The organism is Flectobacillus sp. BAB-3569 (assembly GCF_002270355.1).
GTDB classification, from domain to species: domain Bacteria; phylum Bacteroidota; class Bacteroidia; order Cytophagales; family Spirosomataceae; genus Flectobacillus; species Flectobacillus roseus.
The window spans coordinates 198,510-223,848 of sequence record NZ_NJFZ01000006.1; the positions used below are offsets into that span (position 1 = coordinate 198,510).

Consider the following 25,339-nt stretch of genomic DNA (forward strand, 5'->3'; position numbering starts at 1 on the left):
ATAAAGCTTAAACTTAAGACTAGTATCCAGCGTTCTGCTTCAAGTTAGCATTTGCCTGAATTTCGCGTACAGGGATATTTGCCAAGATACGGAAATCGCTGTATGACAAACTTTGAACTGGAGCAGCCTTAACGATATCTAGTCCTAGACGTTTAAGATCAAAGAAACGATGACCTTCAAATGCTAGCTCCAAACGACGTTGTTTCAAAATTTCATTAATTAAGCTTGTACCTGTCAAATTTACAATTGTAGGTAAACCAGCACGATTTCTGATGATATTCAAATCCGCTAATGCTCCAGCTGCATTTCCTGATCTAGCAAGCGCCTCAGCACGGTTGAGGTACATTTCAGATACACGAATTACAGGAATATTGTCAAGGTTGACTTGACCGCTTCTACCTAAGAATTTTGTACACTCTATTTCAGCAGTTCCACGACCTGCAGTTCCTAATTCATACATTTGACGACGTACATCTGGAATAGTTGCACCCGAAGCATCTTTTTCAGATTCAAATAAATCCAATAAAGCTCTTGTTGGAACTAAGTCTCCAAATCCACCAGTTCTAGTACGGTCACCCGATGCAACCAAGGTAGTATAGGTAGTTTGCAAAGATGTGTTTACGCCAATATTTTCGTTGGTTTGATATTGAATCTCGAAAATAGATTCAGGTTGATTCGCCGAACGCCATGAAGCCACATAGTTGGCTGTTGTCTGAAAACGGCCAATACTACCAGTTGCCATAGCATCGGTAGCATATTTGGCAGAGTTAGTCCAGTCGCCACGGTATAAAGCTACTCTCGAAAACAAAGCTTGAGCTGCAGTTTTGTTAGCAAAAGCTGCAGTAGCTGTTCTTCCAGAACTAGTGAATTTAGCAATAGAACTTGTTAAATCAGAATAGATAAAGTCATATACTTCATTTAAAGAAGCACGCCCCTCTAATTTGATTTGGGTAGCATCAATCACACCTGACTTCAAGATAGGTACTCCACCCTTGCTAACTTGAGTTAGCTCTACAGATGGTTCATAAGCATAAGCACGCATCAATTCAAAGTAAATTAAACCTCTAATGAACAGCGCTTGTGCTTCAACAAAATCTTTATTAGCCTGAGTCATTTTGTCTACTTTAGGTAGAGCATCTAATACCAAGTTAGCTTGGTTAATAGCAAGATATGACGTTTGCCAGTGTGCGAAATGCGCTCCTACTTGGTTTTGATATTCAGCATTTAAACGGCCAGATTTATTAGTAGCTCTACCATTGTCTGCTAGTGCTTCGGGAATAGCAATTAAATCGCGACCATACAAAAAAGTTGATTGTAATCTATCATAGATACCGTTAACTGCAGCATTGATGGCATCTTCGGTAGTAAGAGCAGTTACAGAGTCGATTGATGCTCTTGGCTGAACATCAAGTAAGTCCGAACATGATGCTAATGTTAGACCTACTCCAATAGCTGCTATTTTTAAAAAGTATGTTCCTTTCATCTTCTTTTCAAATTAAATCTTTTTTGAAGTATATAAAATTATATCCCAAGTTGTACTCCAAAAGTGATAGTACGTGGTTGTGGAATGGTACCGTTGTTTCCACTACCCAAATTAATAAATTCGGAGTCAAAACCAGTCCATTTAGTCCATGTGTACAAGTTGTATGCTTGGACATATACTCTTGCTCTTTCAACTTTGATTCGCTTTAGTAAAGAACTTGGAACATTGTAACCAAATGTTGCAGTTTTCAAACGAATAAATGAAGCATCTTCATAAAAGCGAGATCCTGCTGTGATACCAGAACCTAAAACTTCCGCATTTCCGTTGAACGGTCTTGGTACAGAGGTAATTTGACCTGGAGTTGTCCATCTATCTTGATAGATTGAGCTTAAAACGTTGAATGCTCTACCACCATTTTCAGACATGAAAGCAGACTGGTTATTGAATACAGTTCTACCAAACTCGTAGTTGAAGAACACTTCTAAATCAAATCCTTTATAAGAAAACGAGTTTGTTAAACCTCCGTAGTATTTTGGAATTTGGCTACCAATAATTCGTGAATATGCATTTACATCACCTGCCAAACGATAAATGATGTTACCATTATTATCATACCACATTGCACGACCTGTAGCAGGGTTTACACCAGCATATTGAGCAGTATAAATAGAGTTGACAGGATAGCCAATTTTAATCCATCCATCAACCGCACGACCTGGAAGCGTAGTTAGAGTATCATATAATTTTGTTACCTTATTATCGATATAAGTAAAGTTGAACGAGGTAGTCCACTTAAATCCTTTATTATCGGCAGATTTGTCTACAGCAACAAGTTTTACATCTACTTCTAGCCCTTTATTTTGAAGCTCACCCACGTTTTCAGAGATAGTACTATAGCCACTCAACCATGTAACAGGACGATCTAAGATAAGATCTTTACTTGTTCTGATAAAGTATTCAACAGATCCTTGCAAACGGTTATTGAATAAACCATAATCCAATGCTAAGTTAGTGGTTACATTTTGTTCCCAACGAAGATTAGGGTTGCTCAATTGTGTAGGAGCAATACCACTTACACCATTGTAGTTAAAACCTCCACCAAATAAACCTCTTGAGTCAAAGTTACCAATTTGGTCTGCACCTAATGCACCGTAACTTGCACGTAGTTTCAATTGATTCACGATTGAGCTAGTTTTCAAGAATTCCTCTTGAGACACATCCCAACCAACAGAAGCCCCTGGGAAGAAGCCCCATAAATTATTAGAACCAAAACGAGAAGAACCATCATAACGAGCCGTCAAGCCTAAGATATATTTACCAGCATAGTCATAATTTACACGACCAAATACACCTGATTTTTTGTAACCAGACCAAGAAGCAAATGTAGTAATAGGGTTTGCTGCTGCACCTGCTACGATAAATTGAGGAGTAGGAATACCTTCTGCACTTTGCTGAACGTTAGAAGATTGATCATCTCTGTATTCTGCACCAACTAATGCACTAATATTGTGTACATTATCAATTTGCGTACTGTAGTTCAATACAGCATTAAACAACAAGTTGATATTCTCTGTATTTTGATCTTGAATTCTACCTCTTACGTTAAAAGCATCTGCCGTGCGAGGATCTTGGAAGTTATAACCCTTGATATAACGGTAGTCAATACTTGCCGTAGGACGGAAAGATAACTTACTGTTAATTTTATAATTAACTGATGTTGAAGCAATAACTTGATTTACACGAGAGTAAATTTTATTAAGATCGCTAACTTGTAATACGTTTTGGTTCAAAATACCTGCTAAACCACCCTCGGCTGGAGTTCCAAAATACGAACCATCTTCCTTATAGAATGGGTTGATAGGAATAATCAATGGAGCAGAGAATGTCGGCGAGCCTAGGAAACTACCTCCGCCAGGACCACCAAATTGCCCTCTCTGAACAAATGAACTTAGGTTGATTGAATTATCAACTGTAATACGATTGTTAAGTTTAGAGCTAATTTTAGCATTCAAGTTACCACCTTTATAATCTACATTACGAACGTTTGCATCCGTTGAGTTGTAGGTACCAGATAAGTAATATGTACTTTTGTCATTACCACCACTCAAACTAATGCTGTAGTTGTTAGTTCTACCAGATACATAAGACTCTTTTTGCCAATCGTATGTTGGTAACGCAGCGATCTGATCAGGGGTCAAGGTTGGATCCAAACGAATACTTGAAAGAGTACTTCTCAAAGCAGCACCTGCTTCAGTTCCTTGATTAGTTAAAGCTTCAGTACGAGCCTTTATCCAATCTTGAGTATTCAATACATTCAAATATTTTGTTGGTTCTACATAACCACTATAGTAATCAAAATTCACTTTTGTTTTACCAGCTTTACCTTTTTTAGTGGTAATTAATACAACACCATTCGCGGCAGCAGCACCATAAATTGCAGCCGAAGCAGCATCTTTTAATACCTCAATTGATTCGATATCATTTGGGTTTAGGTAGTTTAATGGGTTACTACTCGTAAATGCAGCCGAACCAGCGTTTGCATTGATTTGAACACCATCAACTACGTACAATGGATCTGTACCTCCTTTAATCGTTCCGACACCACGAACTCGAATCTGTGCAGCTCCACCTGGTGTTCCGTTGGCGCCTAATACTTGAACACCAGCAGCACGACCTTGAAGTGCTTTGTCAAAACTGTTTGTTGGCATTGTTGCTATCTCTGAGCCTTTTACTGAGGCCTGAGACCCTGTCAATGTTTTGCGTGACTGAGTACCATAACCAACTACAACCGCCTCTGCAAGCTCTTGAGAGGTTGAAGTTAGTTGAACATCAACTGTAGAGCGGTTCCCAACTGAAACTTGTCTTGCTTCGAAACCAACGAAAGTGAAAACTAATGTTGCATTACCCGAGACAGTAATTTTGTAGGTACCATTTGAGCTAGTTGTTGTACCTCGACTTGTTCCTTTAACCGAAACGTTAACGCCTGGAAGCGGTGAACCATCATCGGATGATGTCACTTTTCCTGATACAGTTTTATCTTGTGCAAAAAGTTGCACACACATAAACACTGTAAGAAGAATACTGAGTAGAGATTTTCTCATCATCTGTTTACTTAGTTTGTTAGATTTATTAGAATAGTTAAAGAATGATTAAATATATTAAAAAGTTTTTGTGCAGAAACCAACATAGGAATCAACATTACTTTTAATAAAAGCATGCATTACTACACTGATGTAGAAACAAGTATATTTTGGATTGTAATTAGAGTATATAAAGTCATAGCCTATACATTTTAGTGTATGCTCTAACGGGTATTTTGACATGGATTTTTCTGGCTGAAATAACACAACATTCAAAGGAGCTGTGTGCGAGCCAAGGGAAATACTGCTTATTGCAGATTTTGAATTATTATAGTTTTAAAATGGACTAAATGAAACGATTACAGACTATATATTTAATTTGTTGATTTGTGTTTTATAAAATTACTAGTATCCTGTTTAGTTAAGTTTTTAGCTTGAATGTGTTTAAAAACAAATGTACGTACAGAAAGTTGTTATAACAAAATTTTATGTGTCAAAACAACTAATTTATGCAGAAGAATTTTGTTATACAGCCTAATGACGCACCAAAATGTGCTCAATAATCAGCAAATTGCCATAATTTATATGGTTTGATATATGTTATGTAGCTGTTAGATATACTATATGTTACTTAGCAAACACCCTTAAAGTCATATTCTTATTCATAATTTCAATAAAAACATGTTGAACAAACTATGCCTAGAATATCAACAAAAATTAGTTTCAATTAGCTTTTGTAATGTCATGAACGGATAAGTTTTGCTATCATAAATCTATAACTAGTTTATATAGAGAAAGTTTAAGAAGATTAAAATAAATTCTCTATTGAATTGTCAGGTGGATAGTGATATTAAGGATGTTTTTCACCTAATACAATATTGAGATATGAAACATCATAATTTGGAATATTTGCACCAATAATGTAAATTCATGAATACACATTTTAAAAACACCGTTTCGAGTGTCATCACACAAACCTTAACACATTCCATGAAAAAAATAGTACTTTCTGGTGCTTTACTCCTTGGCGCCTTTATGTCATTTGCACAAACGGCTACTCTCAAAGCCAAAGTGGCACAAAAAGCTCAAGCTCTTGAGTCTAAAGTTGTAACGTGGCGTCGTGACTTTCACCAAAATCCTGAATTAAGTAATCGCGAATTTAAGACTTCTGAAAAAGTAGCAGCTCACCTTCGTTCTCTAGGAATTGAAGTACAAACGGGAGTTGCTAAGACAGGTGTGGTAGGTATTCTGAAAGGAGGAAAGCCTGGACCTGTGGTTGCTTTGCGCGCCGATATGGATGCTTTACCTGTAAAGGAAAGAGTAGATATCCCTTTTGCTTCAAAAGCAATGGGTGAATACAACGGACAACCCGTAAGCGTTATGCATGCATGTGGTCATGATTCGCACGTGGCTATTTTGATGGGTACTGCCGAAATTTTGGCAAGTATGAAAAGTGAGCTGAAAGGTACAGTTAAGTTTATTTTCCAACCTGCTGAAGAAGGCGCTCCTGAAGGTGAAGAGGGTGGTGCAGGCTTGATGGTAAAAGAGGGTGTACTTGAAAACCCTAAAGTTGACGCTGTTTTCGGACTTCATATTAGTGCACAAGCACCTGTCGGCACAATTCGTTACCGTCCTAAAGGTACTATGGCTGCTTCTGATTGGTTCAAAATTAAATTAAAAGGCAAGCAAGCACATGGTGCTACTCCTTGGCAAGGTATCGACCCTATTGTTACTGCCTCACAAATCGTGATGGGTTTACAAACCATTGTCAGTCGTAACGCTCCACTCACAGAGTCGGCAGCAGTTGTTACGGTTGGTCAAATCAGTGCTGGTGTTCGTAGCAATATCATTCCTGAAGAATTGAATATGAATGGTACCATTCGTACGCTTGACACGCAGGTTCAAGATATGATTCATGCTCGAATGAAGCAGGTGGCCACAAATATTGCTGAAAGTGCTGGTGCGATTGCAGAAGTAAGTATTACCAAAATGTGCCCTGTAACCTTTAATGATCCTTCTTTGACAGAAAAAATGGTTCCAACGCTAGAAGCAGTTGCTGGAAAAGAAAATGTGTTCTTGACATCCGCGGCTACTGGCGCAGAAGATTTTGCTTTTTATCAAGAAAAAGTACCGGGGTTGTTCTTCTTCCTTGGAGGTGCTCCAAAAGGTAAGAAAGAGTCTGAGACAGCTTCACATCACACCCCAGATTTCTATATCGATGAAGGTGGTTTTGTATTAGGTATGAAGGCCATGACCAACCTAACACTCGATTATATGGAAATGAATGCTGGAAAGGGTATCAATACTACAGGAAAGTAAACTAGTAAATGCAGTTTACTGATAAAGAAAACAAGAGTCATCCCTAATTTTTAGGATTGGGATTATTCTTTCAGTTTTATCAAAAAAGCGGTCGAAAAATAGGTTTTCGACCGCTTTTTGATGCTACTATGGTAGATATGAATGGCTTGAGACGCAATCATTGCGTCTCTACTGATGGAATACCAATTTTACTTAATCACCCACTCAGTAAATTAGGGATAACTCATGTTTCCTACATTATGATTTTTTTAATCGTAAAGTTCTGTAAACGAAATTTGGAAAGAAGCGTTTGAGATACACCCCTAATACTTCGTACCATCCACCGACATATACTTCCGATTTTTTGGCAATTATTGCTTGTATGATTCGGCGTGCACACTCATCTGGTAGCATCCCTTTTGCTTGATTTGAGTCCATTTGGTTATGTCTACTACCGTCACCAGAAAGAGCATTAAACGAAATTTGCGTCTTGATATAGCCCGGACAAACAACAGTTACATGAAGATTGTCTGGAAAAACCTCAGCTCTTAATGAGTCAAAAAAGGCAATTACAGCATGTTTGGTGGCGCCATAACCGCCACGTAACGGCGTTCCAATTTTGCCGGCCACACTACTGATGGCTACAAAATGTCCTGATTGTCTTTGAGTAAAATGCGGTAAAATCGCTTGTGTCAAAGCTACCACGCTAAAGAAGTTTATCTCCATCAAATCTCGATATACCTGAAAAACGGTATCCTTCACCATCGAACGTTGAGACACTCCAGCATTTTGTATTACGATATCAATATGACCAAAATGATGTATTACTTCCTCTACTTTTTGTGACATCGACGATATATCTAACATATCGAGAGGTAAAACCAAAATATCTTTTGGTGGTAATCCTGTAAGTGCTGCAACTCTGTCTAGCTCATCTTTTCGTCGGGCAGACAAGACTAATTTGACAGGCATTTTTGCCAACTCCAGTGCTAGCGCTTCCCCAATTCCTGAAGAAGCTCCTGTAATCCAAATGACTTTTTGGTCGAGATACATAGTATTATAATGAGCGTAATAAACGTATTTTGGAATAGTTGTTTGGGCTATCAGGTAATACTAATGGTATTTGTTTTTTTACGAAGTTGATATTTTTCGAAAAATGATATAGCATAGTACCTGATAACCCTTCTTTTACACCAAACTTAAAACAAAGGCATAATCTCGAGCAACTTCTTTAAATCTTTGGAAGCGTCCCGATGCGCCACCATGCCCTGTCGACATATCACAGTGCATAAGTAAGATATTATTGTCAGTTTTTAACTCTCTTAGCTTGGCTACCCATTTGGCTGGCTCCCAATATTGAACCTGCGAATCATGCAAGCCTGTTGTGACCAACATATTTGGGTAATCTTGTGCTACTACATTGTCGTATGGTGAATATGACTTCATGTAATCATAATATACTTTTTCTTTAGGATTACCCCATTCTTCCCATTCTCCTGTCGTAAGCGGAATAGTTTCATCTAACATGGTTGTAACAACATCTACGAAAGGTACTGCTGCTAAGATACCTTTATATAAGTCTGGACGATAGTTGATAATTGCACCCATCAATAAACCACCTGCTGAGCCGCCGTTGGCAAAAAGCTTATCTTTCGAAGTCCATTTTTCTTGGATCAAATATTCTGAAACATCAATAAAATCAAAGAATGTATTTTTCTTTTGAAGCATCTTCCCATTTTCATACCAAGGACGTCCCATTTCTTGTCCCCCTCGGATATGGGCAATTGCAAAGGCAAAACCTCTGTTCAACAAACTCAAACGTGCAGCAGAGAAATACGGATCGATAGAATAGCCATATGAGCCATACGCATACTGTAACAAAGGTTGCGAACCATCTTTCTTGAATCCTTTTTTATAGACAATCGAAATAGGCACTTGCACACCATCACGTGCAGTCGCAAAAAGCCTTTCGGTTTGATAATCTTCTTTATTGAATACACCAAGAACTTCTTGTTCCTTCATGAGCGTCTTCTCCTGTGTATCCATATTATAATCAAATACCGAACTAGGAGTAGTCAATGAAGTATAATGAAAGCGAAGCAAATCAGTGTCAAAATTGGGGTTGTAGCCAACACCTGCATCATAGGCAGGTTCACCAAAATTCAAATAATGCTCTCTTTGTGTACGTTGGTCAATGACTCTCAAATGAATGAGCGCATTGCTACGTTCAGTTAACACCAAATGACGACGAAAAACATCTATACCTTCCAAGTAAGTATCTTCACGATGCGCGATTACTTCTTTCCAGTTTTCGATATTATACGATTCATTTTCAGGAATTTCCATTAGTTTGAAGTTCGTTGCATCTCCCGCATTTGTACGAATGTAGAACTTGTCCTCAAAATGTTCAATCGAATATTGCAATCCATGCTGACGCGGATAAAAGGCTTTGAATTCACCATTAGGGTTTGATGCCTCTAACAAGCGATACTCTGTAGAAACACCGTTGTGGTCAGAAACCGAAACGATATATTTTTTAGATTTCATACGCCCCAATCCCATATAAAATTGTGGGTCTTCCTCGGTATACACCAAAACATCCTCAGAGACTGATGTGCCTAATTTATGACGATAAACTTTTGAAGCCAATAAAGTTTGAGGGTCACGTTGCAGATAAAAAATCGTTTGATTGTCGGCTGCCCAAGCATAAGCTCCACCTTCCGTATTTTCTATTGATTCAGTGTATAGTTCGCCTGTTTGAAGATTTTTAAAATAAAGCGTATAGTTACGACGGCTGATTGTGTCAATGCTATACGCCAGTATTTGGTCATTGTCCGAAATATCATAGCCACCAATCGAGAAATAGTCATGACCTTCTGCAAGGGCATTACCATCCAGTAGCACTTCCTCATCCGCGTCCATCGAATGTTTTTTTCGACAATACAAAGGATATTCTCCTCCTTCGATATATTTAGAGTAATAATAGTATTCTCCATCGCGGTAAGGTACAGATTCATCCTGCTCTTTTATTCGCCCTTTCATTTCTTCAAAAAGCTCCTCTTGAAAAGCTTTAGTTGGAGACATAACCATTTCTGTATAAGCATTTTCTGCTTCAAGGTAGGTGATTACTTCTGGGTTTTCACGGTCATTTAACCAATAATAATTATCCACACGAGTATCCTCGTGGATGGTCATAGGGTAAGGTTTGATAGGAGCCTTGGGCGCTGGAATACCTTGAATGTTCATAGAATTTATGGAATTGTCAGACTGAGTAAAAACAGTAAAGTTTTTGATAAATAAAATGATTCACATTTAACCTCAATGTAGGTCATGAGCTAAACGCATTATTCAAAGATAAAGTTTTCTTAGATAAATCTTGAACAAGATATAGGCAAGTTCTAAGTAGCCAATATTTAGAGGGAAGATTCCAAAGCGAAATCAAGGTCTATAAAAATCTCCTTTACGACCAAGTCGCTGTGCTAAAGAGGTGCAAATCAATCGAGAAGAAAAATAGAAAGAATAGGCTTTTATGCGAAAATTTTCCTTGTAATTATTTGTATATCGCCATGATATTCAGTAATTTTGCATTCCCATTTTCGACTGGATGCCCGTTCAGAAAGGAAATAAGGCAAAATCATTGAAAATCAGGTGTATTCCGTCATCTGTAAAAGATGATTCATAACATTAAAACTTAGAACAAAAGTGGATACTTTAAGTTACAAAACCATCTCAGCTAACAAAGCTACCGTAGAGAAGGGATGGGTAATCGTAGATGCAGAAAACCAAATCGTAGGTCGTTTAACTTCTGAGATTGCTAAAATCTTACGTGGTAAACACAAGCCAAGCTACACTCCGAATGTTGACTGTGGTGATAACGTTATCGTAATCAATGCTGATAAAATCCGTTTTACTGGCAAGAAATTAACTGATAAAGTTTACACTCGTCACACTGGTTATCCAGGTGGTCAGCGTTTTGCTACTCCAAGAGAAGTGTTGAGCAAAAACCCTAGAGGCGTTGTTGAAGCAGCAGTAAAAGGTATGCTTCCAAAAAACCGTCTAGGTCGTCGTTTGTTCACAAACTTGCACGTTTATGCAGGTACTGAACACCCACACGTAGCTCAACAACCAAAAGAAATTAAATTCTAATAATCGTTATTAGTTGTAGTTGGGAGCGCCACTATGACCGATAACTTCTCTATAAAACAATGGCAGAAGTAACTAATACATTAGGAAGAAGAAAAACGGCTGTTGCGCGTCTTTACATGACTCCAGGTAAGGGCGAAATCATCATCAACGGTCGTGAAATTAAAGAATATTTTCCATCAGAAATTTTACAGATCATCGTTAACCAACCTTTCGCTTTAACAAAAACTGAAGGTACTTACGATGTTAAAGTAAACGTTGATGGCGGTGGTATCAAAGGACAAGCAGAAGCAATCCGTTTGGCTATCTCTAGAGCATTGCAAGAAATCGATAGCGAATTGCGTCCTCCATTGAAGAAAGAAGGCTTCTTGACTCGTGACCCTCGTATGGTAGAACGTAAGAAACCAGGTCGTCGTAAAGCACGTCGTAGATTCCAGTTCTCGAAACGTTAATATTTTACGGCTTTTGGTATACGAATTTCAGTCCAGCAATGGTCTGCTTGTTATTCGTATGCCAAATGCTTATTGCTGTTAGGCTTGCAGTGACCGATGCCTACAGCGATTATTTACTCATATTTTTTTCATCATTTAGTGTTGAATTCATTTCAACAATACACAAATGGCACAATTAGAATACAAAAACTTATTGGATGCTGGTGTTCACTTCGGACACTTAACACGTAAGTGGGATCCAAGAATGGCTCCATACATCTTTATGGAGAAAAATGGCATTCACATCATCGACTTGAACAAGACTTTGGCTTGTTTGGACGAAGCATGTACTGCTATTAAAGCAATCGTTCGATCTGGACGTAAAGTAATGTTCGTAGCTACAAAGAAACAAGCTCAAGAGATTGTTTCTGAAGAAGCACGTCGTTTGAAAATGCCTTTCGTTACTGACCGTTGGTTGGGTGGTATGTTGACAAACTTTGCAACTGTTCGTAAATCTATCAAGAAGATGGGACAGATTGAAAAGATGTTGAAAGACGAAGAAACTTTCAAGGCATTGGCTAAACGTGAGCGTTTGATGATGACTCGTGACAAAGAGAAAATGGAAAGAGTATTAGGTGGTATCACTGATTTGACTCGTCTTCCTGCTGCTTTGTTCGTAGTTGACGTTAAGCGTGAGCACATTGCAGTTGCTGAAGCAAAACGTTTGGGTATTCCAGTTTTCGCTATGTGCGATACTAACTCAAACCCTGATTTAGTAGACTTCCCAGTTCCAGCAAACGATGACGCTTACAAATCAATCGCTTTGATTACTTTAGCTATTGGTAAGGCTATCGAAGAAGGTTTGATGGAGCGTAAGCAAGATAAAGACGATGCTCGTATCGCTGAAGAAGAAGAGGCAAAGAAAGTTGCAGAGGAAGAAGAAGCAGCACGCGAAGCAGCGAAATTAGCAGCTAAATACGAAAAAGAAGAAGAAGCTTAATAGCAAATGGGGCTATAAGCCTGTAAACTTTCTTTCGTAGATTGACACTGATATTCTTAAGTTATTAAGTGTCAATGAAATAATTATTACCATTTGAATAGCCCATAGTTTTCTGTGGGCTATTCTGTTAGTTTTGGGAGGCTATTAAGAAATAAGTAATTGTTACGAAAAGGCTATTACTAAAGGTAAGTTAGTACGCAAAATAAAATTTAAGATTGTGGTTTAAGCTTTCAGGTAACGACTTTTGGCGGTGGGCTTTGGAAAAAAGCGTATGCGTGGTTATTAAAACATTTTAACACTCTTTGCCTTGTGCCTGTTGTCTAAACACATAACTTAAATCTAGTTTTGCACTATTAATTATTAATACTTTCAAAGCTTAGAAGTTTAATAGAAATTTTAATCTTAAAATATACAAAACGATGGCTATTACAGCAGCAGACGTTAATAAACTAAGACAAATGACAGGTGCGGGCATGATGGATTGCAAAAAAGCCCTAACTGAAGCTAATGGCGATTTTGAAGCCGCTATCGATATTCTTCGTAAAGCTGGACAAAAAGTTGCAGCTAAGCGTGCTGACAATGCTACTAATGAAGGTGTTGTATTGATCTCTATCAGCGAAGATGGTTCAAATGGTAAATTACTTGCTTTGGCTTGTGAAACTGAACCAGTTTCTAAAGTAGCTGATTTCAATAACTTGGCTTCTGCTTTGTTGGAAGCAGCAGTATCAAACAATGCTGCTACTAAAGAAGAAGTATTGGCAGCTACATTGTCTGACGGACGTACTGCAGAAGAAAATATTATCGAATTGACTGGTAAAATTGGTGAAAAAATTACTATCGCTGGTTACGAAAACGTAACTGCTGAGAAAGTAGTTTCTTATATTCACTCAAACAACAAAATCGGTGTATTGGTAGCATTTGCTAACACTTCTGGTGTTGATGTTCTAGAAGTAGGTAAAGATATCGCTATGCAAATCACTGCAATGAAACCAGTTGCTTTGGACAAAGACGGTGTTGATGCTGCTACAATCGAGCGTGAAATCGAAATCGGTAAAGACCAAGCTCGTGCTGAAGGTAAGCCAGAAGCTATGTTGGAAAAAATCGCAGTAGGTAAATTAGAGAAATTCTACAAAGAATCTACTTTGTTGAACCAACAGTTTGTGAAAGATTCATCTATCAACATCAAACAATTGTTGGAACAAACTCAAAAAGGTTTGACAATCACAGAATTCAAACGTATTGCTTTAGCATAATCGCTTGAATACGATATTTTTACTAAGAGCCTCCCCAAAAGAGGCTCTTATTTTTATTTCAGTTGATACATTTTATTTATATAAAATACAGAGTTTTTATTTCTTTTATTCGACATTTGTCAGTTATATTCATCGATTAACTACTTTGTTAAATATAATTGTAGCATAATTGGTATTTTTAACGTCAATAGCTTTATAATCAGTAAATTAGGAGTTGCTTAGTGATTAAATAACAGGTGTATTAGATTATTTTCATGCGAATACCCACAGGAGGAAGTGACGATTAATAAGATTTAGGGAACGCCACCCTATTTGTACAAAGTTTTTTGTAACTTGCCTTCCTTAATATTATGTAGAAAAATGATAATAATTAAGTAAAAAACACTATCTTTTTCAGTAAAACTATATGAAATCCGCCTGAGCTAAATCAAAGTCTGCTAATGAAAGCTAATCTTAAAAAAGAAACTGATGAAAAGCTCGTGAAGCTTTTTATCGAAACTCAAAAGAATATCTATTTTGAGCATTTATATGATAGATATTCAGATAAAGTATATCGCAAATGCCTCTCATTTGTAAAAGATGAAGCACGTGCCGAAGACTTCGCACACGACATCTTTCTAAAATTAGTGATGAATATATCATCGTATAAGGAAACTGCTAAGTTTTCAACATGGCTATATTCGATTACTTATAACTACTGTATTGATCAAACTCGACTGGCTAAGCGTTATTCAGAAACCTTAATGGATGAAAACTTCGACGTAGAGGACTATGACGAAGGAGCAGAATTGGCTGAAATGGAAGCAACAAAACTTCGTAAAGCCTTATCTCAAATGCAACCAGAGGAAAAATCTATTCTGATGATGAAGTATCAGGATGATTTATCTATTAAGGAAATATCATCTACCTTAGACATATCTGAAAGTGCAGTAAAAATGCGCTTGCTTAGAGCCAAAGAAAAAATCAGAAAAGTTTACCTTGAATCAACGCTTATTTGGGGAATAATTATCGCTAAAGCACTTAGCTTACTATTTGGAAATGACTAAATTTGGTTCCAAATACGCTAATTACTTAAATAGATATGGCTGAAAACCCCTTTAAAGATTTAGAATCTTCGGAAAAGGCTCCAGAAAGTCTCAAGCGAGCTCTTGTATCAGAGATTGATACAATTCGCAACACTTCTATCATCATAGATTTGTTTGTTGGTAATTTCATCAATACCATAACTGCTTCGTTGAATACACAACGAGGTGACTCTACTATTACACCTAAAGATGAATTATAGCTCTTTACTTTCATTATTATAATCGCATTTATTGATCATGCCAAACATCCAAGACATTTTAATTGATACATTTCGTAAATTATTAGAGCAGTTAACAGGTTTTGTACCGAAACTACTTGGAGCTACTATTCTACTGATTGTGGGTTCAATCGTTTCAAAACTTGTAAGTCGAATCTTAAAAACGGCCCTTGAAAAGTCAGGATTTGATCGCCTAGGAGACAAGCTAAATAAGATTGATGTTATATCCCGATTTGGGGAGTTGAAATTAAGTTTGATCGTCTCTAAAGTGTTACAGTACTTTATCATGTTGGTATTTATTACTGCCTCTACCGAAACGTTAGGCATGCAAGTACTGACAGATATGGTCGCATCTTTAGTTAATTTAATCCCCAAATTGATAGCTTCTGCTATTTTGCTTTTTGCTGGGTTAATGATTGCAGATACCCTAAAAAATACTGTAATAAACTTATGTAATTCGTTTAAAATCGATTCTGCAAAGCTCCTTGGCAATATAGTATTTTTCTTCTTCTTTGTGATTGCGTTGATCGCCTCTCTTAAACAGGCCGGTATCGAAACTAGCCTTTTAGAATCGAGCTTCAATCTAATCATAGGAGGAGTCGTTTTAGCGTTTGCCATAGGATATGGTTTTGCCTCGCGTGACGTTTTAACAAATATCCTGTCTAACTTCTATAGCAAAAATAAATTCAAAGAAGGACAAGTCATCGAAGTGAATGGTGTGAAAGGTACCATCGTTTCGTTTGACACCACCTCTTTAACATTGCAAACTGGCGAAACACAGACAATTTTACCTTTGAATGTACTACAAAAGGAAAGAATTGAAGTTTTCACACATGACTCAAAGGTAGAATCAGACCTGTAGTGCCAGATTTGTGTTGAGAAGGAGAGTGGAAATTCTACAATCAATACATATTAGAGCCATGCTGAAAAAAATTTTATTAACACTCTCAATTTTAAGTGTAGGTTGTGCTATAAGAGCACAAGAGGCAAAAAAAGATACATCTTACTGGAAAAAGAAAACCTCTTTTGGTGCCAACTTCAACCAAGCTAGTTTTAATGGAGCTTGGAGTTCTGTTCAAGGTGCGAAAGGATCTGTAGGGTTCAACGTATTTTTTAATGCAAAAGGTGAATATAATAAGGGTAGAGTCAACTGGGTAAATGATTTACAAATGCAGTATGGCTTACAGGATAATGGAAGTGGTTTAAGAAAAACAATAGATAGGGTATTCTTTGATACTAAACTAGGAAATAAAATTTCTCCTAAATGGTTGTTTATCGCTAACCTCAACTTTCAATCGCAATTTTCAAAGGGCTATAACTATGGAGCAGGCGCTGATGTGACGCTTCCAGATGGAACTACCTACAAACCCGATATTTTGGTTTCGAATTTGTTCTCTCCTGCGTACATAACCGAATCTATAGGTCTTGAGTGGAAACCTTCAAAAGTCTTTAATATGTCTTTTGCTCCTGGAGCCCTTCGTCAGACTATCATCGCGGACAATAAAATTGCGTTTACCAAAACAGGAGAGCGATATGGTGTACCAGATGGCAAAAACATTAAAAATGAAGTAGCCTTGATGCAGATAGTTGCAACGTTGGATAAAGATGTAGCAAAGAATATTAATCTAAAGGCGCGTTATGCATTGTTTGTGAAATACAATGACCTTGCAGCAATGGATAATCGCTTAGATGCGAAATTTACAGCCAAGGTTAATAAATACATAAGCACTACATTTGATATCATCGCTATGTATTTCCAAGATCAAAGTGCTAATTTACAAGTAGCTCAAAACTTGGGTATTGGTCTTTTATATACTTTTCCATGATTTCTAAACTAAACTACCGATGTTAAAAGAATTTAAAAGTTTTATCTCTCAGGGTAATGTGCTTGATTTGGCAGTGGGGGTTGTAATAGGTGGAGCATTTAGCAAAATTACTACCTCACTTGTTGAGGATATTTTAATGCCAGTGGTTGGCTTATTTCTTGGCGGAATCGATTTTTCTTCTTGGAAGGTCGTACTAAAAGCTGCAAACCCTGCAGAAAACCAAGCAGAAGTAGCCATGAAATTTGGTAGTTTTGTTCAGATTTCGGTCAATTTCCTTATCGTAGCATGGGTGATTTTCTTGGTCATCAAGGCTGCAAATAAAGCAGGTTTGACTGAAAAGAAATTTGAATAAATCATCAAAGATTTCGATTTTCAACAAAAGTCTGATGCTAATGGCGTCAGACTTTTGTTTTTTATTTTTTAAAGCATATTTGGTAAAGCGCTTTTTGATTATTTTGCAACGTCAAAAAGTCTTTCATGCAGAAAGATTTGACACTGATACAAAATGAGTACTTTTTGATGGGCTTATATTGGTGGTTTGATACAAAAACAAAATGAATTAAAGCTTTATCCCAAAAATAAAACTGTTATGAAAATTGTAATCTTAGGAGGTGGAGAAAGTGGCGTAGGTGCAGCTTTGTTGGCAAAAAGTAAAGGATATGAGGTTTTTTTATCTGATAAATCAGCCTTGTCTGACAAGTACAAAGAAATTTTAGAGCAAAATGATATTCCTTACGAAGAGGGACAACACAATGAGGAGTTTATTTTTGATGCCGATGAAATTATCAAAAGCCCTGGGATTCCTGATAAAGTTGAATTAATTAAAAAGTTAAAGTCTTTGCGCAAACCTATTATATCAGAAATAGAGTTTGCTTCAAGATATACCAAAGCGAAAATTATTGCTATAACTGGAAGTAATGGTAAAACTACCACTACGCTTCTAACGTATCATATTCTCAAATCGGCAGGATTGAAGGTTGGTCTAGCTGGAAATGTGGGGGATAGTTTCGCGAAACAGGTGATTGAGGATACTTTCGATTATTTTGTGCTGGAGCTTTCGAGCTTTCAGCTTGATAATTGCTATAATTTCAGGGCTGATATTGCCATTTTATTGAATATTACACCAGACCACCTTGACCGTTATGAGTATAATTTCCAAAACTACGTGAATTCCAAATTCCGTATTTTGCAGAATATGACGGCCACAGACCATTTTATTTATTTTCAAGAAAGTGAAGCATTAGCGAAAGAACTGACCCAAAAAACATATTCAGTCAACCACTTGCCAGTTTCAATTCAGGAAGAGGTAGCTCAAGGAGCATTTGTGCAAAATGGTATTTTGGAGGCTAAATTTCAAGAAAGAGATTTTCAGATTGAAATAGAAAAATTACCAATCAAAGGTACCCATAATAGTATCAATGCAAGTTGTGCCGTGTTAGCGTCCCAAGCCATCGGATTGAGCGATGAGCAAATTACTACGGGCATACTTTCTTTCCAAAGTGTAGAGCACCGCTTAGAACCAGCTGGAATTGTAAATGGAGTTTCTTTTGTGAATGACTCGAAGGCCACGAACGTAGACTCAGTATTTTATGCACTAGGAAGTTTTAATGAGCCTATTGTATTAATAATGGGAGGAGTTGATAAAGGTAACGACTATAGCCAAATAGATGAGTTAGTGGCAAACAAAGTCAAGGCCCTTGTATGTATGGGAACAGATAATCATAAATTGTTTGATTATTTTGGTAAAAAAGTACCTTTAATTTTTGATACAAAATCTATGAAAGAGGCTGTGGAAACAGCAGCAAACTTAGCAGTTGAGGGCGATGTAGTACTCTTATCACCAGCATGTGCTAGTTTTGATTTGTTCAAAAATTATGAAGACAGAGGTCGCCAATTTAAGCAAGCTGTCAAAGAATTACCCAATCTGAAATAATCCTACTTTACTTAATACCCATAGAATTCTATCAACTATGATAACTAATTGGCTGAAAAAAACCTTGAAGGGGACTATCAGATTTGGACAATTGTAGCCTTTCTATCAATGTGTAGTATCATTGTAGTATTTAGCGCTACAGGAAAATTAGCCATATTGTCGGGCCAAGGTACTTTCTCATTTTTAGTAAAACATACCGCTATTGTAGTAGCAAGCTTAGGCGCAATGTGGTATTTTCACAAATTTGACTACCATAAATTTGCCACCGTTTCCAACTTTTGTGTGTTCCTTTCGATAGCGCTACTAATTTATACGTACAAATACGGAGTTTCCATCAATGATGCCCGCCGTTGGGTACGTGTACCATTGATAGGAATGACTTTTATGCCATCCGATTTGGCCAAACTTTCGCTGATTACCAATTTGGCAGGAATGTTGGCCAAGCGCCAGCATGTAGAATACACCTTTGTAGAATTGTTACCTATGATTTTAAAAATTCTCATGGTTTGTACTTGTATCGCTTTGACCAATGTATCTACGTCGGCGTTGCTGTTTTCAACATGTTTTTTACTAATGTTCTTCGGTAGAGTACCTGTACAATATTTAGTGTACACTATGATGGGACTTTTTATGATGGGAACAATTTTGGTGATGACAGGTACAGGTAGTCGTATCGAGACAGCTCGTAATCGTATTGCAAATTATGTTGATGGTATCAAAGGTAAAAAGAAACCCGGTGCTGATAAAGATAGCGATTACCAAATAGAACGAAGTTTCTTTGCTATTGCCAACGGAGGACTTACTGGCAAAGGTCCTGGCAAAAGCCAACAACGATATTTCCTATCTCAAGCCGATTCAGATTTTGTGTATTCCATCATCATCGAAGAATGGGGAATGCTCGGAGGCATTTTTGTATTAGGACTTTACTTGTGGTTTTTGTATAGAGGAATGAAGGCCGTCGATAGCTCTGGGCGAGCCTTTGGAGGGCTACTTTCGGCAGGACTCACTTTTAGTTTGGTTATACAAGCCATGGTCAATATGTCTGTGGCTACAGGTTTAGGGCCAGTTACGGGCCAACCCTTGCCATTATTAAGTTGGGGAGGGAGCTCCTTGATTTTTACTGGTATTACAGTTGGGATTATTATATCGGTGAGTAGAGATAAAGTGAAAGATGCAGCTCTCTAATAAGAGATTTATAAGTAATCATTATCTTTAAGGTTTAATTGAAAAATAATACAACTTGTGAAAGCCATAAAAGTAATTATTTCAGGCGGTGGTACAGGAGGTCATATTTATCCTGCCATAGCAATTGCTAACGCCCTCAAAGAAATTAATCCCGCCGTTGAAGTACTTTTTGTAGGTGCCGAAGGAAAAATGGAGATGGAAAAAGTACCCAAGGCTGGGTATCCTATTATTGGTTTACCAATTGCAGGCATCAACCGCTCGAATATGCTGGCAAACTTAGGTTTTCCTCTAAAGCTCATATCGAGCTTGCTACGAGCAAGAAAAATTGTAAAAGACTTTCATCCTGATGTAGCGGTAGGGGTAGGAGGCTATGCTTCTGGGCCACTACTATTGTCAGCTTCTTTTGCCAATGTTCCTATCTTAATTCAAGAACAAAACTCTTACGCGGGTATTACCAATAAATTCTTAGCCAAAAACGCCAAGAAAATATGTGTGGCATACCCAAAAATGGAACAGTTTTTTCCTGCATCTAAAATTCAGATGACAGGTAATCCCGTAAGAAAAGATATACTCAATGTGGCGTCTAAGCGCCAGCAAGCGTTTGAGCATTTTGGACTACAGCCCGATAAACCAACCGTGTTGGTAATAGGAGGGAGCCAAGGTGCCAAAACCATCAATGAAAGTATCGATGGTGGCCTAACAAGTCTTGTTAATGAAGGTTGCCAAGTAGTTTGGCAAACAGGTAAGCTCTATATCGAAAGAGCCAAAAAAGCTGCTGAAGTATTTACTGGTAAGGTATATGTCTCTGATTTTATTTATGAGATGGATTTGGCTTATGCTATGGCCGACATTGTTGTGTCGCGTGCAGGAGCGCTGTCTGTTTCAGAACTTTGTTTGGCTGGCAAACCGTCTATTTTAGTGCCTCTTCCGACTGCTGCTGAAGACCACCAAACAAAAAATGCTATGAGTTTAGTAGAAAATAATGCTGCCATACTTGTTAAAGATGTACATGCAAGAGAAGAACTCGTGAAGGTTGCTTTGGATTTATTACATGATAAACAAAAACAAAGTACGCTCATCGATAATATTCTAAAATTAGGTAAGCCTAATGCCGCTATTGAGATTGCTCAACAAGTGCTTAGCTTGGTAAAATAGACATTCTTTTACTTACTTTCGACTCAACTATGATAAATATAGCACTGGTAGGATTTGGTCTTTCTGGACGTTATTTGCAGGCACCATTCATTACGGCAAATTCTAATTATCATCTCAAAACTATTGTAACATCCAATGCCTTGGCAAAGGAGTTATACCCTGACGTTCAGATTGTATCTTCAATCGAAGATGTTTTGGCAGATTCGACTATCGATTTGGTGAGTATTGCAAGTCCGAATGCTACTCATTATGAATATGCTAAAAAAGCTTTATTAGCCAATAAGCATGTTTTGGTAGAAAAGCCTCTTGCTAGTACTAGCCAAGAAGCAGAGGAGCTGATTCTATTGGCCAAACAGCAAAATAAGGTACTTTCTGTGTTTCAAAATCGCAGATTTGATTCTGATTTTTTGACAGTACAAAAAATTTTGAAAGCCAAATTATTAGGTGATATCGTAAGTTATGAAGTGAGATACGACCGTTATAAGCCTGTACTTAATCCCAAAAAATGGAAAGAAACACCATCGCCGGGAAGCGGTATTATTTATGACTTAGGACCACATATTCTTGACCAAGCTTTAGTATTGTTTGGAGTGCCTCAAAAAGTTTGGGGGCAAACATATACCCAGCGAGAAGGCTCATTGATTGACGATGCATTTGATATTTATTTATCTTATGACAAAATGACGGTAAAGCTATCCTCAAGTTTATTAGTAAGAGAAGAAAGCCCTCGCTATAGAATTAACGGTACAGCAGGTTCATTTGTGAAATACGGTATAGACCATCAAGAAGATCATTTGAAGGCAGACTTATTACCACAGATGGCAGGGTTTGGCGTTGAGCCTATCGAAAATCAAGGAGCAATCTATTCGAATATTGGCGATGTAGTTGTCAAAGGAAAAGTGGAAACGGAAGTTGGTAATTGGGGATTACTTTTCCAAAACTTATATGAAGCCATTGCAGAAGGAAAAGAGTTGTTGATAAAACCAGAATTGGTACTTGAGCAAATTAAAATTATTGAGGCCGTAAAACAACTATAAATCATGGCTGTAGAAATAGAAAGAAAGTTTTTGGTTAATCATGAATTATGGCATGAATTAGATAAACCAATACCCAACTTCTTAAAACAAGGGTATCTTTCTACCGATCCTGAAAAAACATTAAGAGTGAGAGCCACCAATGATAAAGGCTTTATTACAATTAAAGGCAAAACTCAAGGAATGAGTCGCTTGGAGTTTGAGTATGAAATACCTAAAGAAGAAGCCTTGGCTTTGTTAGATAATTTTACGCAACAAAACATTGAAAAGTACAGATATCTCATTACTCACGAAGGAAAAACTTGGGAAGTAGATGTATTTAAAGGAGCCAATGAAGGCTTAATTGTTGCCGAAATAGAGCTTAGCTCAGAAACAGAAACGTTTGACCTACCTACTTGGGTACATACTGAAGTTACAGACGACCCTCGTTATTATAATTCAAGACTAAGCATTGCGCCTTATTCATCTTGGCAATAGAGCAAAATTATAGCTATTGGGTACTAGCTGTCGACAATGGGCATTTGGCAAAAATGTTTCCATGGTTTCCTCAAAGATACCGTCAAACGTTTAGCATAGAGGCAGTAAAGTTAATATTGTTTAATAACTCCAGTATTAATGCAAAATAGGATGGCGTTAAAATGCTTTAGGGTATAAGCTGTAGGTATTAGGCAGAAGATTTTCTATGAATTTATGAGAAATATTTATGCCGAGAGCCCATAGCCGAATGCCAAATAGTTGAATTTTATTTTGCCACTTACTTAATTAACATTAACCAAACACTATATCGTGAACTTACAACAACTCAAATACGTATATTTCTTAGGAATAGGTGGAATCGGTATGTCAGCAATTGCGCGCTGGTTCATTGCCAACGGGTATCAATTGGCTGGTTATGACAAAACAGCCACACCACTAACTCAAGCTTTGGAAAAAGAAGGTGCAAAAGTTCATTTCGAAGATAGCATTGAACTTATTCCAAGTGAATATTTGGCAGATACGAGTCAAACCCTTGTAGTTTATACCCCTGCTATTCCAAAGAATCATACCGAGTTGAATTATTTTCAGGAAAATGGCTTTACGCTGATGAAGCGCTCGCAGGTATTGGGACTTCTCACGCAAAATATGTTTACGATTGGCGTGGCGGGGACACATGGTAAAACCACGACCTCTTCGATGATTGCTCATATTCTTAAAAATGCAAATCGTGATATTACGGCATTTTTGGGAGGTATAACGCAAAACTACGGAACAAACTTTTTGATTAGTAGTGCGCCAAATCCTTTGGCATGCGTTATTGAAGCTGATGAATTTGACCGTTCGTTTTTGACCTTGCATCCCGATGTTGCTATTGTAACTTCTACCGATGCTGATCACTTAGATATTTATGGAGACCACAATCATGTATTGGAGTCTTTTAGAATGTATGTCGGACAAATTAAAGAAGGTGGTCGATTGTTTCAGCGAAAAGGCTTGGAGTTGGAGAATTACACAAAGAACTCGGCTGAGTTTTCGCTCGATGGTGGGCAATATCATGTGAGTAACCTTCGCATTGAAAATGCAGAGATGGTCTTTGATATTGTGTATCCAGATGGAGAAATCAAAGATTGTAAGTTACTTACGTCAGGTTTTCATAATGTCGAAAATGCATTGGCTGCTACAGCGGCATGTTTAACTGTAGGATTGAGTGCTGATGAAATTCGTGATGGAATCAACACTTTTAAGGGGGTAAAACGCAGATTTGAATACCACGTTCGTCAAGAAAACGTAGTGTTTATTGATGATTATGCACACCACCCAACAGAAATTGAGGCTTTTTTACGTTCTGTAAAAGCGCTGTACCCTACCCGTAAACTTACGGCGGTATTTCAGCCACATTTGTTCACTCGAACAAGAGACTTCCAAGAGGGTTTTGCCGAAAGTTTAAGTTTGGCTGATGAGCTTTTATTATTAGATATTTATCCTGCAAGAGAGCTACCAATTGAGGGAGTTACTTCGCAAATTATTTTTGATAAAGTGACTATTGATAACAAACAAATGGTTGCTAAGCAAGATTTGTTGAACGTGCTTAAAACGAAAGATTTAGACTTGCTAGTGACAATTGGGGCTGGAGATATTGATACTCTTTTGGCTCCAATTAAGGAGATGTTAACCGCTCAATAAAAAAAGAGGTATCTACTATAAAAAAATATTCAATTTGAAATAAATTAATCACCGATTTGTTGCACTCTTGTAATAAATTCGGTGATTAAAATTGCTTTTTTAGGGTTATTAAAAATTTTAATAAAATCCTCTTAAGTAAAACATAAGAAAAAAATACTAATTTCGTGTAAATCTTGTAGCCTTAACTGCTTGGCTAAAAAATAGTAATAACGTGTAAACACTAACCCCATATTGATTTGCCACTAAAAGTACAATTCAAGAGAACTATAGTGCTTATCGTATCAGTGGTAGCGGTGGCGGTTGCCATTTTTGGAGCTAATCTAATTCATAGCAAACAAAAATGTAAAGAGATTAAGGTTGTAATAGAGAGTGAAAACAAAAATCTACTTGTAAAAGAGTATGATGTTCAAAACGTAGTCACTGGAATACCAAGCGAAGACCCTCAAGGCAAGCCCTTTAGTAGAATAAATCTGAAGGCAATTGAACGAAAAGTGTTGGCAAACCCTTTGATTAAATCATGTCAGGCACACCAAGATTTGAGTGGACAAATGACTATTACGGTGCAAGAACATACTCCTATTGCAAGAATCTTGTCGAGCAAAAGTCCCAACCATACTCAATATGATAGCTACTTGGTAGAGGATGGTTCAATGATTGGGCTATCGCCTCACCACACCGAGCGAGTGTTGTTGATTTCGGGCGGTTACTTTACGGGTAAAAAATCCCTAAAAGACGCACAAAGTAAGTCTATTATAGAACTGATAAAGTTTATTCGTGATGATGAATTTTGGAAGTCTCAAATTACCCAGCTTATTGTTGAAAAAGATGGGGGAGTTACTTTAATACCCGAATTTGGAAGTCACTTTATTGAGCTAGGATTAGCCATGGATTTAGAGGCTAAATTTAAAAAAATCAAAATTTTATATAAAGAGATTCTGCCAGTCAAAGGTTGGGATTTTTATAAAAAGATTAGTGTTAAATATAAGAATCAGATTGTTTGTGAATAAGGTTTTCAGTTGTTAATCAATAGTGTTATAGGTTGAGGCGTATTATGT

Annotated in this window: 21 protein-coding genes; 17 read left to right on the forward strand and 4 right to left on the reverse strand. The window is 37.4% G+C overall.

Annotated features, from left to right (window positions below; all coding sequences use genetic code 11):
* Positions 1 to 19: 19 nt before the first annotated feature.
* Positions 20 to 1,483, reverse strand: coding sequence for a RagB/SusD family nutrient uptake outer membrane protein (locus BWI92_RS06670; RefSeq protein WP_095161340.1), 1,464 nt, complete (start codon positions 1,481 to 1,483; stop codon positions 20 to 22).
* 38 nt (positions 1,484 to 1,521) lie between these two features.
* Positions 1,522 to 4,587 carry a TonB-dependent receptor gene (locus tag BWI92_RS06675; RefSeq protein ID WP_095161341.1) on the reverse strand — a complete coding sequence of 1,022 codons (3,066 nt, stop codon included), beginning with the start codon at positions 4,585 to 4,587 and terminating at the stop codon, positions 1,522 to 1,524.
* Positions 4,588 to 5,553: 966 nt separating this feature from the next.
* Between BWI92_RS06675 and BWI92_RS06680 the strand changes: the two genes are divergently transcribed.
* Entirely contained in the window at positions 5,554 to 6,882 is a 1,329-nt protein-coding gene (locus BWI92_RS06680; RefSeq protein ID WP_095161342.1) for an amidohydrolase, read from the forward strand.
* 237 nt (positions 6,883 to 7,119) lie between these two features.
* On the opposite strand, the gene BWI92_RS06685 is transcribed toward BWI92_RS06680, so the two are convergent.
* On the reverse strand, positions 7,120 to 7,914 hold the full coding sequence (locus tag BWI92_RS06685; protein WP_095161343.1) for an SDR family oxidoreductase: 795 nt from the start codon (positions 7,912 to 7,914) through the stop codon (positions 7,120 to 7,122).
* Positions 7,915 to 8,049: 135 nt separating this feature from the next.
* The gene (locus BWI92_RS06690; protein ID WP_095161344.1) at positions 8,050 to 10,107 is read right to left on the reverse strand and encodes a S9 family peptidase; all 2,058 of its coding nucleotides are present in this window, start codon (positions 10,105 to 10,107) and stop codon (positions 8,050 to 8,052) included.
* A gap of 456 nt (positions 10,108 to 10,563) precedes the next feature.
* On the opposite strand from BWI92_RS06690, the gene rplM reads away from it, so the two are divergent.
* The 16 genes from rplM (at position 10,564) to BWI92_RS06770 (ending at position 25,291) form a co-directional block, all read left to right on the forward strand.
* The gene (gene rplM / locus BWI92_RS06695; protein ID WP_095161345.1) at positions 10,564 to 11,007 is read left to right on the forward strand and encodes a 50S ribosomal protein L13; all 444 of its coding nucleotides are present in this window, start codon (positions 10,564 to 10,566) and stop codon (positions 11,005 to 11,007) included.
* A gap of 59 nt (positions 11,008 to 11,066) precedes the next feature.
* Positions 11,067 to 11,456, forward strand: coding sequence for a 30S ribosomal protein S9 (rpsI, locus tag BWI92_RS06700; protein WP_095161346.1), 390 nt, complete (start codon positions 11,067 to 11,069; stop codon positions 11,454 to 11,456).
* A 166-nt stretch (positions 11,457 to 11,622) separates the two neighbouring features.
* Positions 11,623 to 12,435 carry a 30S ribosomal protein S2 gene (rpsB, locus tag BWI92_RS06705; RefSeq protein WP_095161347.1) on the forward strand — a complete coding sequence of 271 codons (813 nt, stop codon included), beginning with the start codon at positions 11,623 to 11,625 and terminating at the stop codon, positions 12,433 to 12,435.
* Positions 12,436 to 12,854: 419 nt separating this feature from the next.
* Positions 12,855 to 13,688, forward strand: coding sequence for a translation elongation factor Ts (tsf, locus tag BWI92_RS06710; RefSeq protein ID WP_095161348.1), 834 nt, complete (start codon positions 12,855 to 12,857; stop codon positions 13,686 to 13,688).
* Between the two features lie 440 nt (positions 13,689 to 14,128).
* Positions 14,129 to 14,734 (forward strand): RNA polymerase sigma factor, encoded by a 606-nt coding sequence (locus BWI92_RS06715; RefSeq protein ID WP_095161349.1) that lies wholly within the window; start codon positions 14,129 to 14,131, stop codon positions 14,732 to 14,734.
* A 35-nt stretch (positions 14,735 to 14,769) separates the two neighbouring features.
* On the forward strand, positions 14,770 to 14,973 hold the full coding sequence (locus BWI92_RS06720; protein WP_095161350.1) for a hypothetical protein: 204 nt from the start codon (positions 14,770 to 14,772) through the stop codon (positions 14,971 to 14,973).
* Between the two features lie 37 nt (positions 14,974 to 15,010).
* Positions 15,011 to 15,853: a mechanosensitive ion channel family protein gene (locus tag BWI92_RS06725; RefSeq protein ID WP_095161351.1), complete on the forward strand. Its 843-nt coding sequence runs from the start codon at positions 15,011 to 15,013 to the stop codon at positions 15,851 to 15,853.
* 58 nt (positions 15,854 to 15,911) lie between these two features.
* Positions 15,912 to 16,817, forward strand: coding sequence for a DUF3078 domain-containing protein (locus tag BWI92_RS06730; RefSeq protein ID WP_095161352.1), 906 nt, complete (start codon positions 15,912 to 15,914; stop codon positions 16,815 to 16,817).
* Between the two features lie 19 nt (positions 16,818 to 16,836).
* A complete protein-coding gene (gene mscL, locus BWI92_RS06735) occupies positions 16,837 to 17,169 on the forward strand; it encodes a large conductance mechanosensitive channel protein MscL (protein WP_095161353.1) in 333 nt (110 codons plus the stop codon).
* Positions 17,170 to 17,406: 237 nt separating this feature from the next.
* Positions 17,407 to 18,750 (forward strand): UDP-N-acetylmuramoyl-L-alanine--D-glutamate ligase, encoded by a 1,344-nt coding sequence (gene murD, locus BWI92_RS06740; protein ID WP_095161651.1) that lies wholly within the window; start codon positions 17,407 to 17,409, stop codon positions 18,748 to 18,750.
* Positions 18,751 to 18,858: 108 nt separating this feature from the next.
* Positions 18,859 to 19,935 carry an FtsW/RodA/SpoVE family cell cycle protein gene (locus tag BWI92_RS06745; RefSeq protein ID WP_095161653.1) on the forward strand — a complete coding sequence of 359 codons (1,077 nt, stop codon included), beginning with the start codon at positions 18,859 to 18,861 and terminating at the stop codon, positions 19,933 to 19,935.
* Between the two features lie 66 nt (positions 19,936 to 20,001).
* On the forward strand, positions 20,002 to 21,090 hold the full coding sequence (gene murG, locus BWI92_RS06750) for an undecaprenyldiphospho-muramoylpentapeptide beta-N-acetylglucosaminyltransferase (RefSeq protein ID WP_095161655.1): 1,089 nt from the start codon (positions 20,002 to 20,004) through the stop codon (positions 21,088 to 21,090).
* A 29-nt stretch (positions 21,091 to 21,119) separates the two neighbouring features.
* On the forward strand, positions 21,120 to 22,127 hold the full coding sequence (locus BWI92_RS06755) for a Gfo/Idh/MocA family oxidoreductase (protein WP_095161354.1): 1,008 nt from the start codon (positions 21,120 to 21,122) through the stop codon (positions 22,125 to 22,127).
* 3 nt (positions 22,128 to 22,130) lie between these two features.
* Positions 22,131 to 22,601, forward strand: a complete 471-nt coding sequence (locus BWI92_RS06760; RefSeq protein ID WP_095161355.1) for a CYTH domain-containing protein — start codon at positions 22,131 to 22,133, stop codon at positions 22,599 to 22,601.
* A gap of 309 nt (positions 22,602 to 22,910) precedes the next feature.
* Positions 22,911 to 24,284 (forward strand): UDP-N-acetylmuramate--L-alanine ligase, encoded by a 1,374-nt coding sequence (murC, locus tag BWI92_RS06765; RefSeq protein WP_095161356.1) that lies wholly within the window; start codon positions 22,911 to 22,913, stop codon positions 24,282 to 24,284.
* Positions 24,285 to 24,553: 269 nt separating this feature from the next.
* Positions 24,554 to 25,291, forward strand: coding sequence for a cell division protein FtsQ/DivIB (locus tag BWI92_RS06770; protein WP_166578624.1), 738 nt, complete (start codon positions 24,554 to 24,556; stop codon positions 25,289 to 25,291).
* The last annotated feature ends 48 nt before the right edge of the window (positions 25,292 to 25,339 follow it).

Bases quoted from the DNA above. Each gene is read 5' to 3' on its own strand.
- BWI92_RS06755 (WP_095161354.1), top strand. From the start codon at position 21,120: ATGATAAATATAGCACTGGTAGGATTTGGTCTTTCTGGACGTTATTTG.
- BWI92_RS06730 (WP_095161352.1), top strand. From the start codon at position 15,912: ATGCTGAAAAAAATTTTATTAACACTCTCAATTTTAAGTGTAGGTTGT.
- BWI92_RS06670 (WP_095161340.1), bottom strand. From the start codon at position 1,483: ATGAAAGGAACATACTTTTTAAAAATAGCAGCTATTGGAGTAGGTCTA.
- BWI92_RS06760 (WP_095161355.1), top strand. From the start codon at position 22,131: ATGGCTGTAGAAATAGAAAGAAAGTTTTTGGTTAATCATGAATTATGG.
- BWI92_RS06680 (WP_095161342.1), top strand. From the start codon at position 5,554: ATGAAAAAAATAGTACTTTCTGGTGCTTTACTCCTTGGCGCCTTTATG.
- murD (WP_095161651.1), top strand. From the start codon at position 17,407: ATGAAAATTGTAATCTTAGGAGGTGGAGAAAGTGGCGTAGGTGCAGCT.
- BWI92_RS06745 (WP_095161653.1), top strand. From the start codon at position 18,859: ATGTGTAGTATCATTGTAGTATTTAGCGCTACAGGAAAATTAGCCATA.
- BWI92_RS06725 (WP_095161351.1), top strand. From the start codon at position 15,011: ATGCCAAACATCCAAGACATTTTAATTGATACATTTCGTAAATTATTA.
- mscL (WP_095161353.1), top strand. From the start codon at position 16,837: ATGTTAAAAGAATTTAAAAGTTTTATCTCTCAGGGTAATGTGCTTGAT.
- BWI92_RS06715 (WP_095161349.1), top strand. From the start codon at position 14,129: ATGAAAGCTAATCTTAAAAAAGAAACTGATGAAAAGCTCGTGAAGCTT.
- rpsB (WP_095161347.1), top strand. From the start codon at position 11,623: ATGGCACAATTAGAATACAAAAACTTATTGGATGCTGGTGTTCACTTC.
- BWI92_RS06690 (WP_095161344.1), bottom strand. From the start codon at position 10,107: ATGAACATTCAAGGTATTCCAGCGCCCAAGGCTCCTATCAAACCTTAC.
- tsf (WP_095161348.1), top strand. From the start codon at position 12,855: ATGGCTATTACAGCAGCAGACGTTAATAAACTAAGACAAATGACAGGT.
- BWI92_RS06685 (WP_095161343.1), bottom strand. From the start codon at position 7,914: ATGTATCTCGACCAAAAAGTCATTTGGATTACAGGAGCTTCTTCAGGA.
- BWI92_RS06720 (WP_095161350.1), top strand. From the start codon at position 14,770: ATGGCTGAAAACCCCTTTAAAGATTTAGAATCTTCGGAAAAGGCTCCA.
- BWI92_RS06675 (WP_095161341.1), bottom strand. From the start codon at position 4,587: ATGATGAGAAAATCTCTACTCAGTATTCTTCTTACAGTGTTTATGTGT.
- rpsI (WP_095161346.1), top strand. From the start codon at position 11,067: ATGGCAGAAGTAACTAATACATTAGGAAGAAGAAAAACGGCTGTTGCG.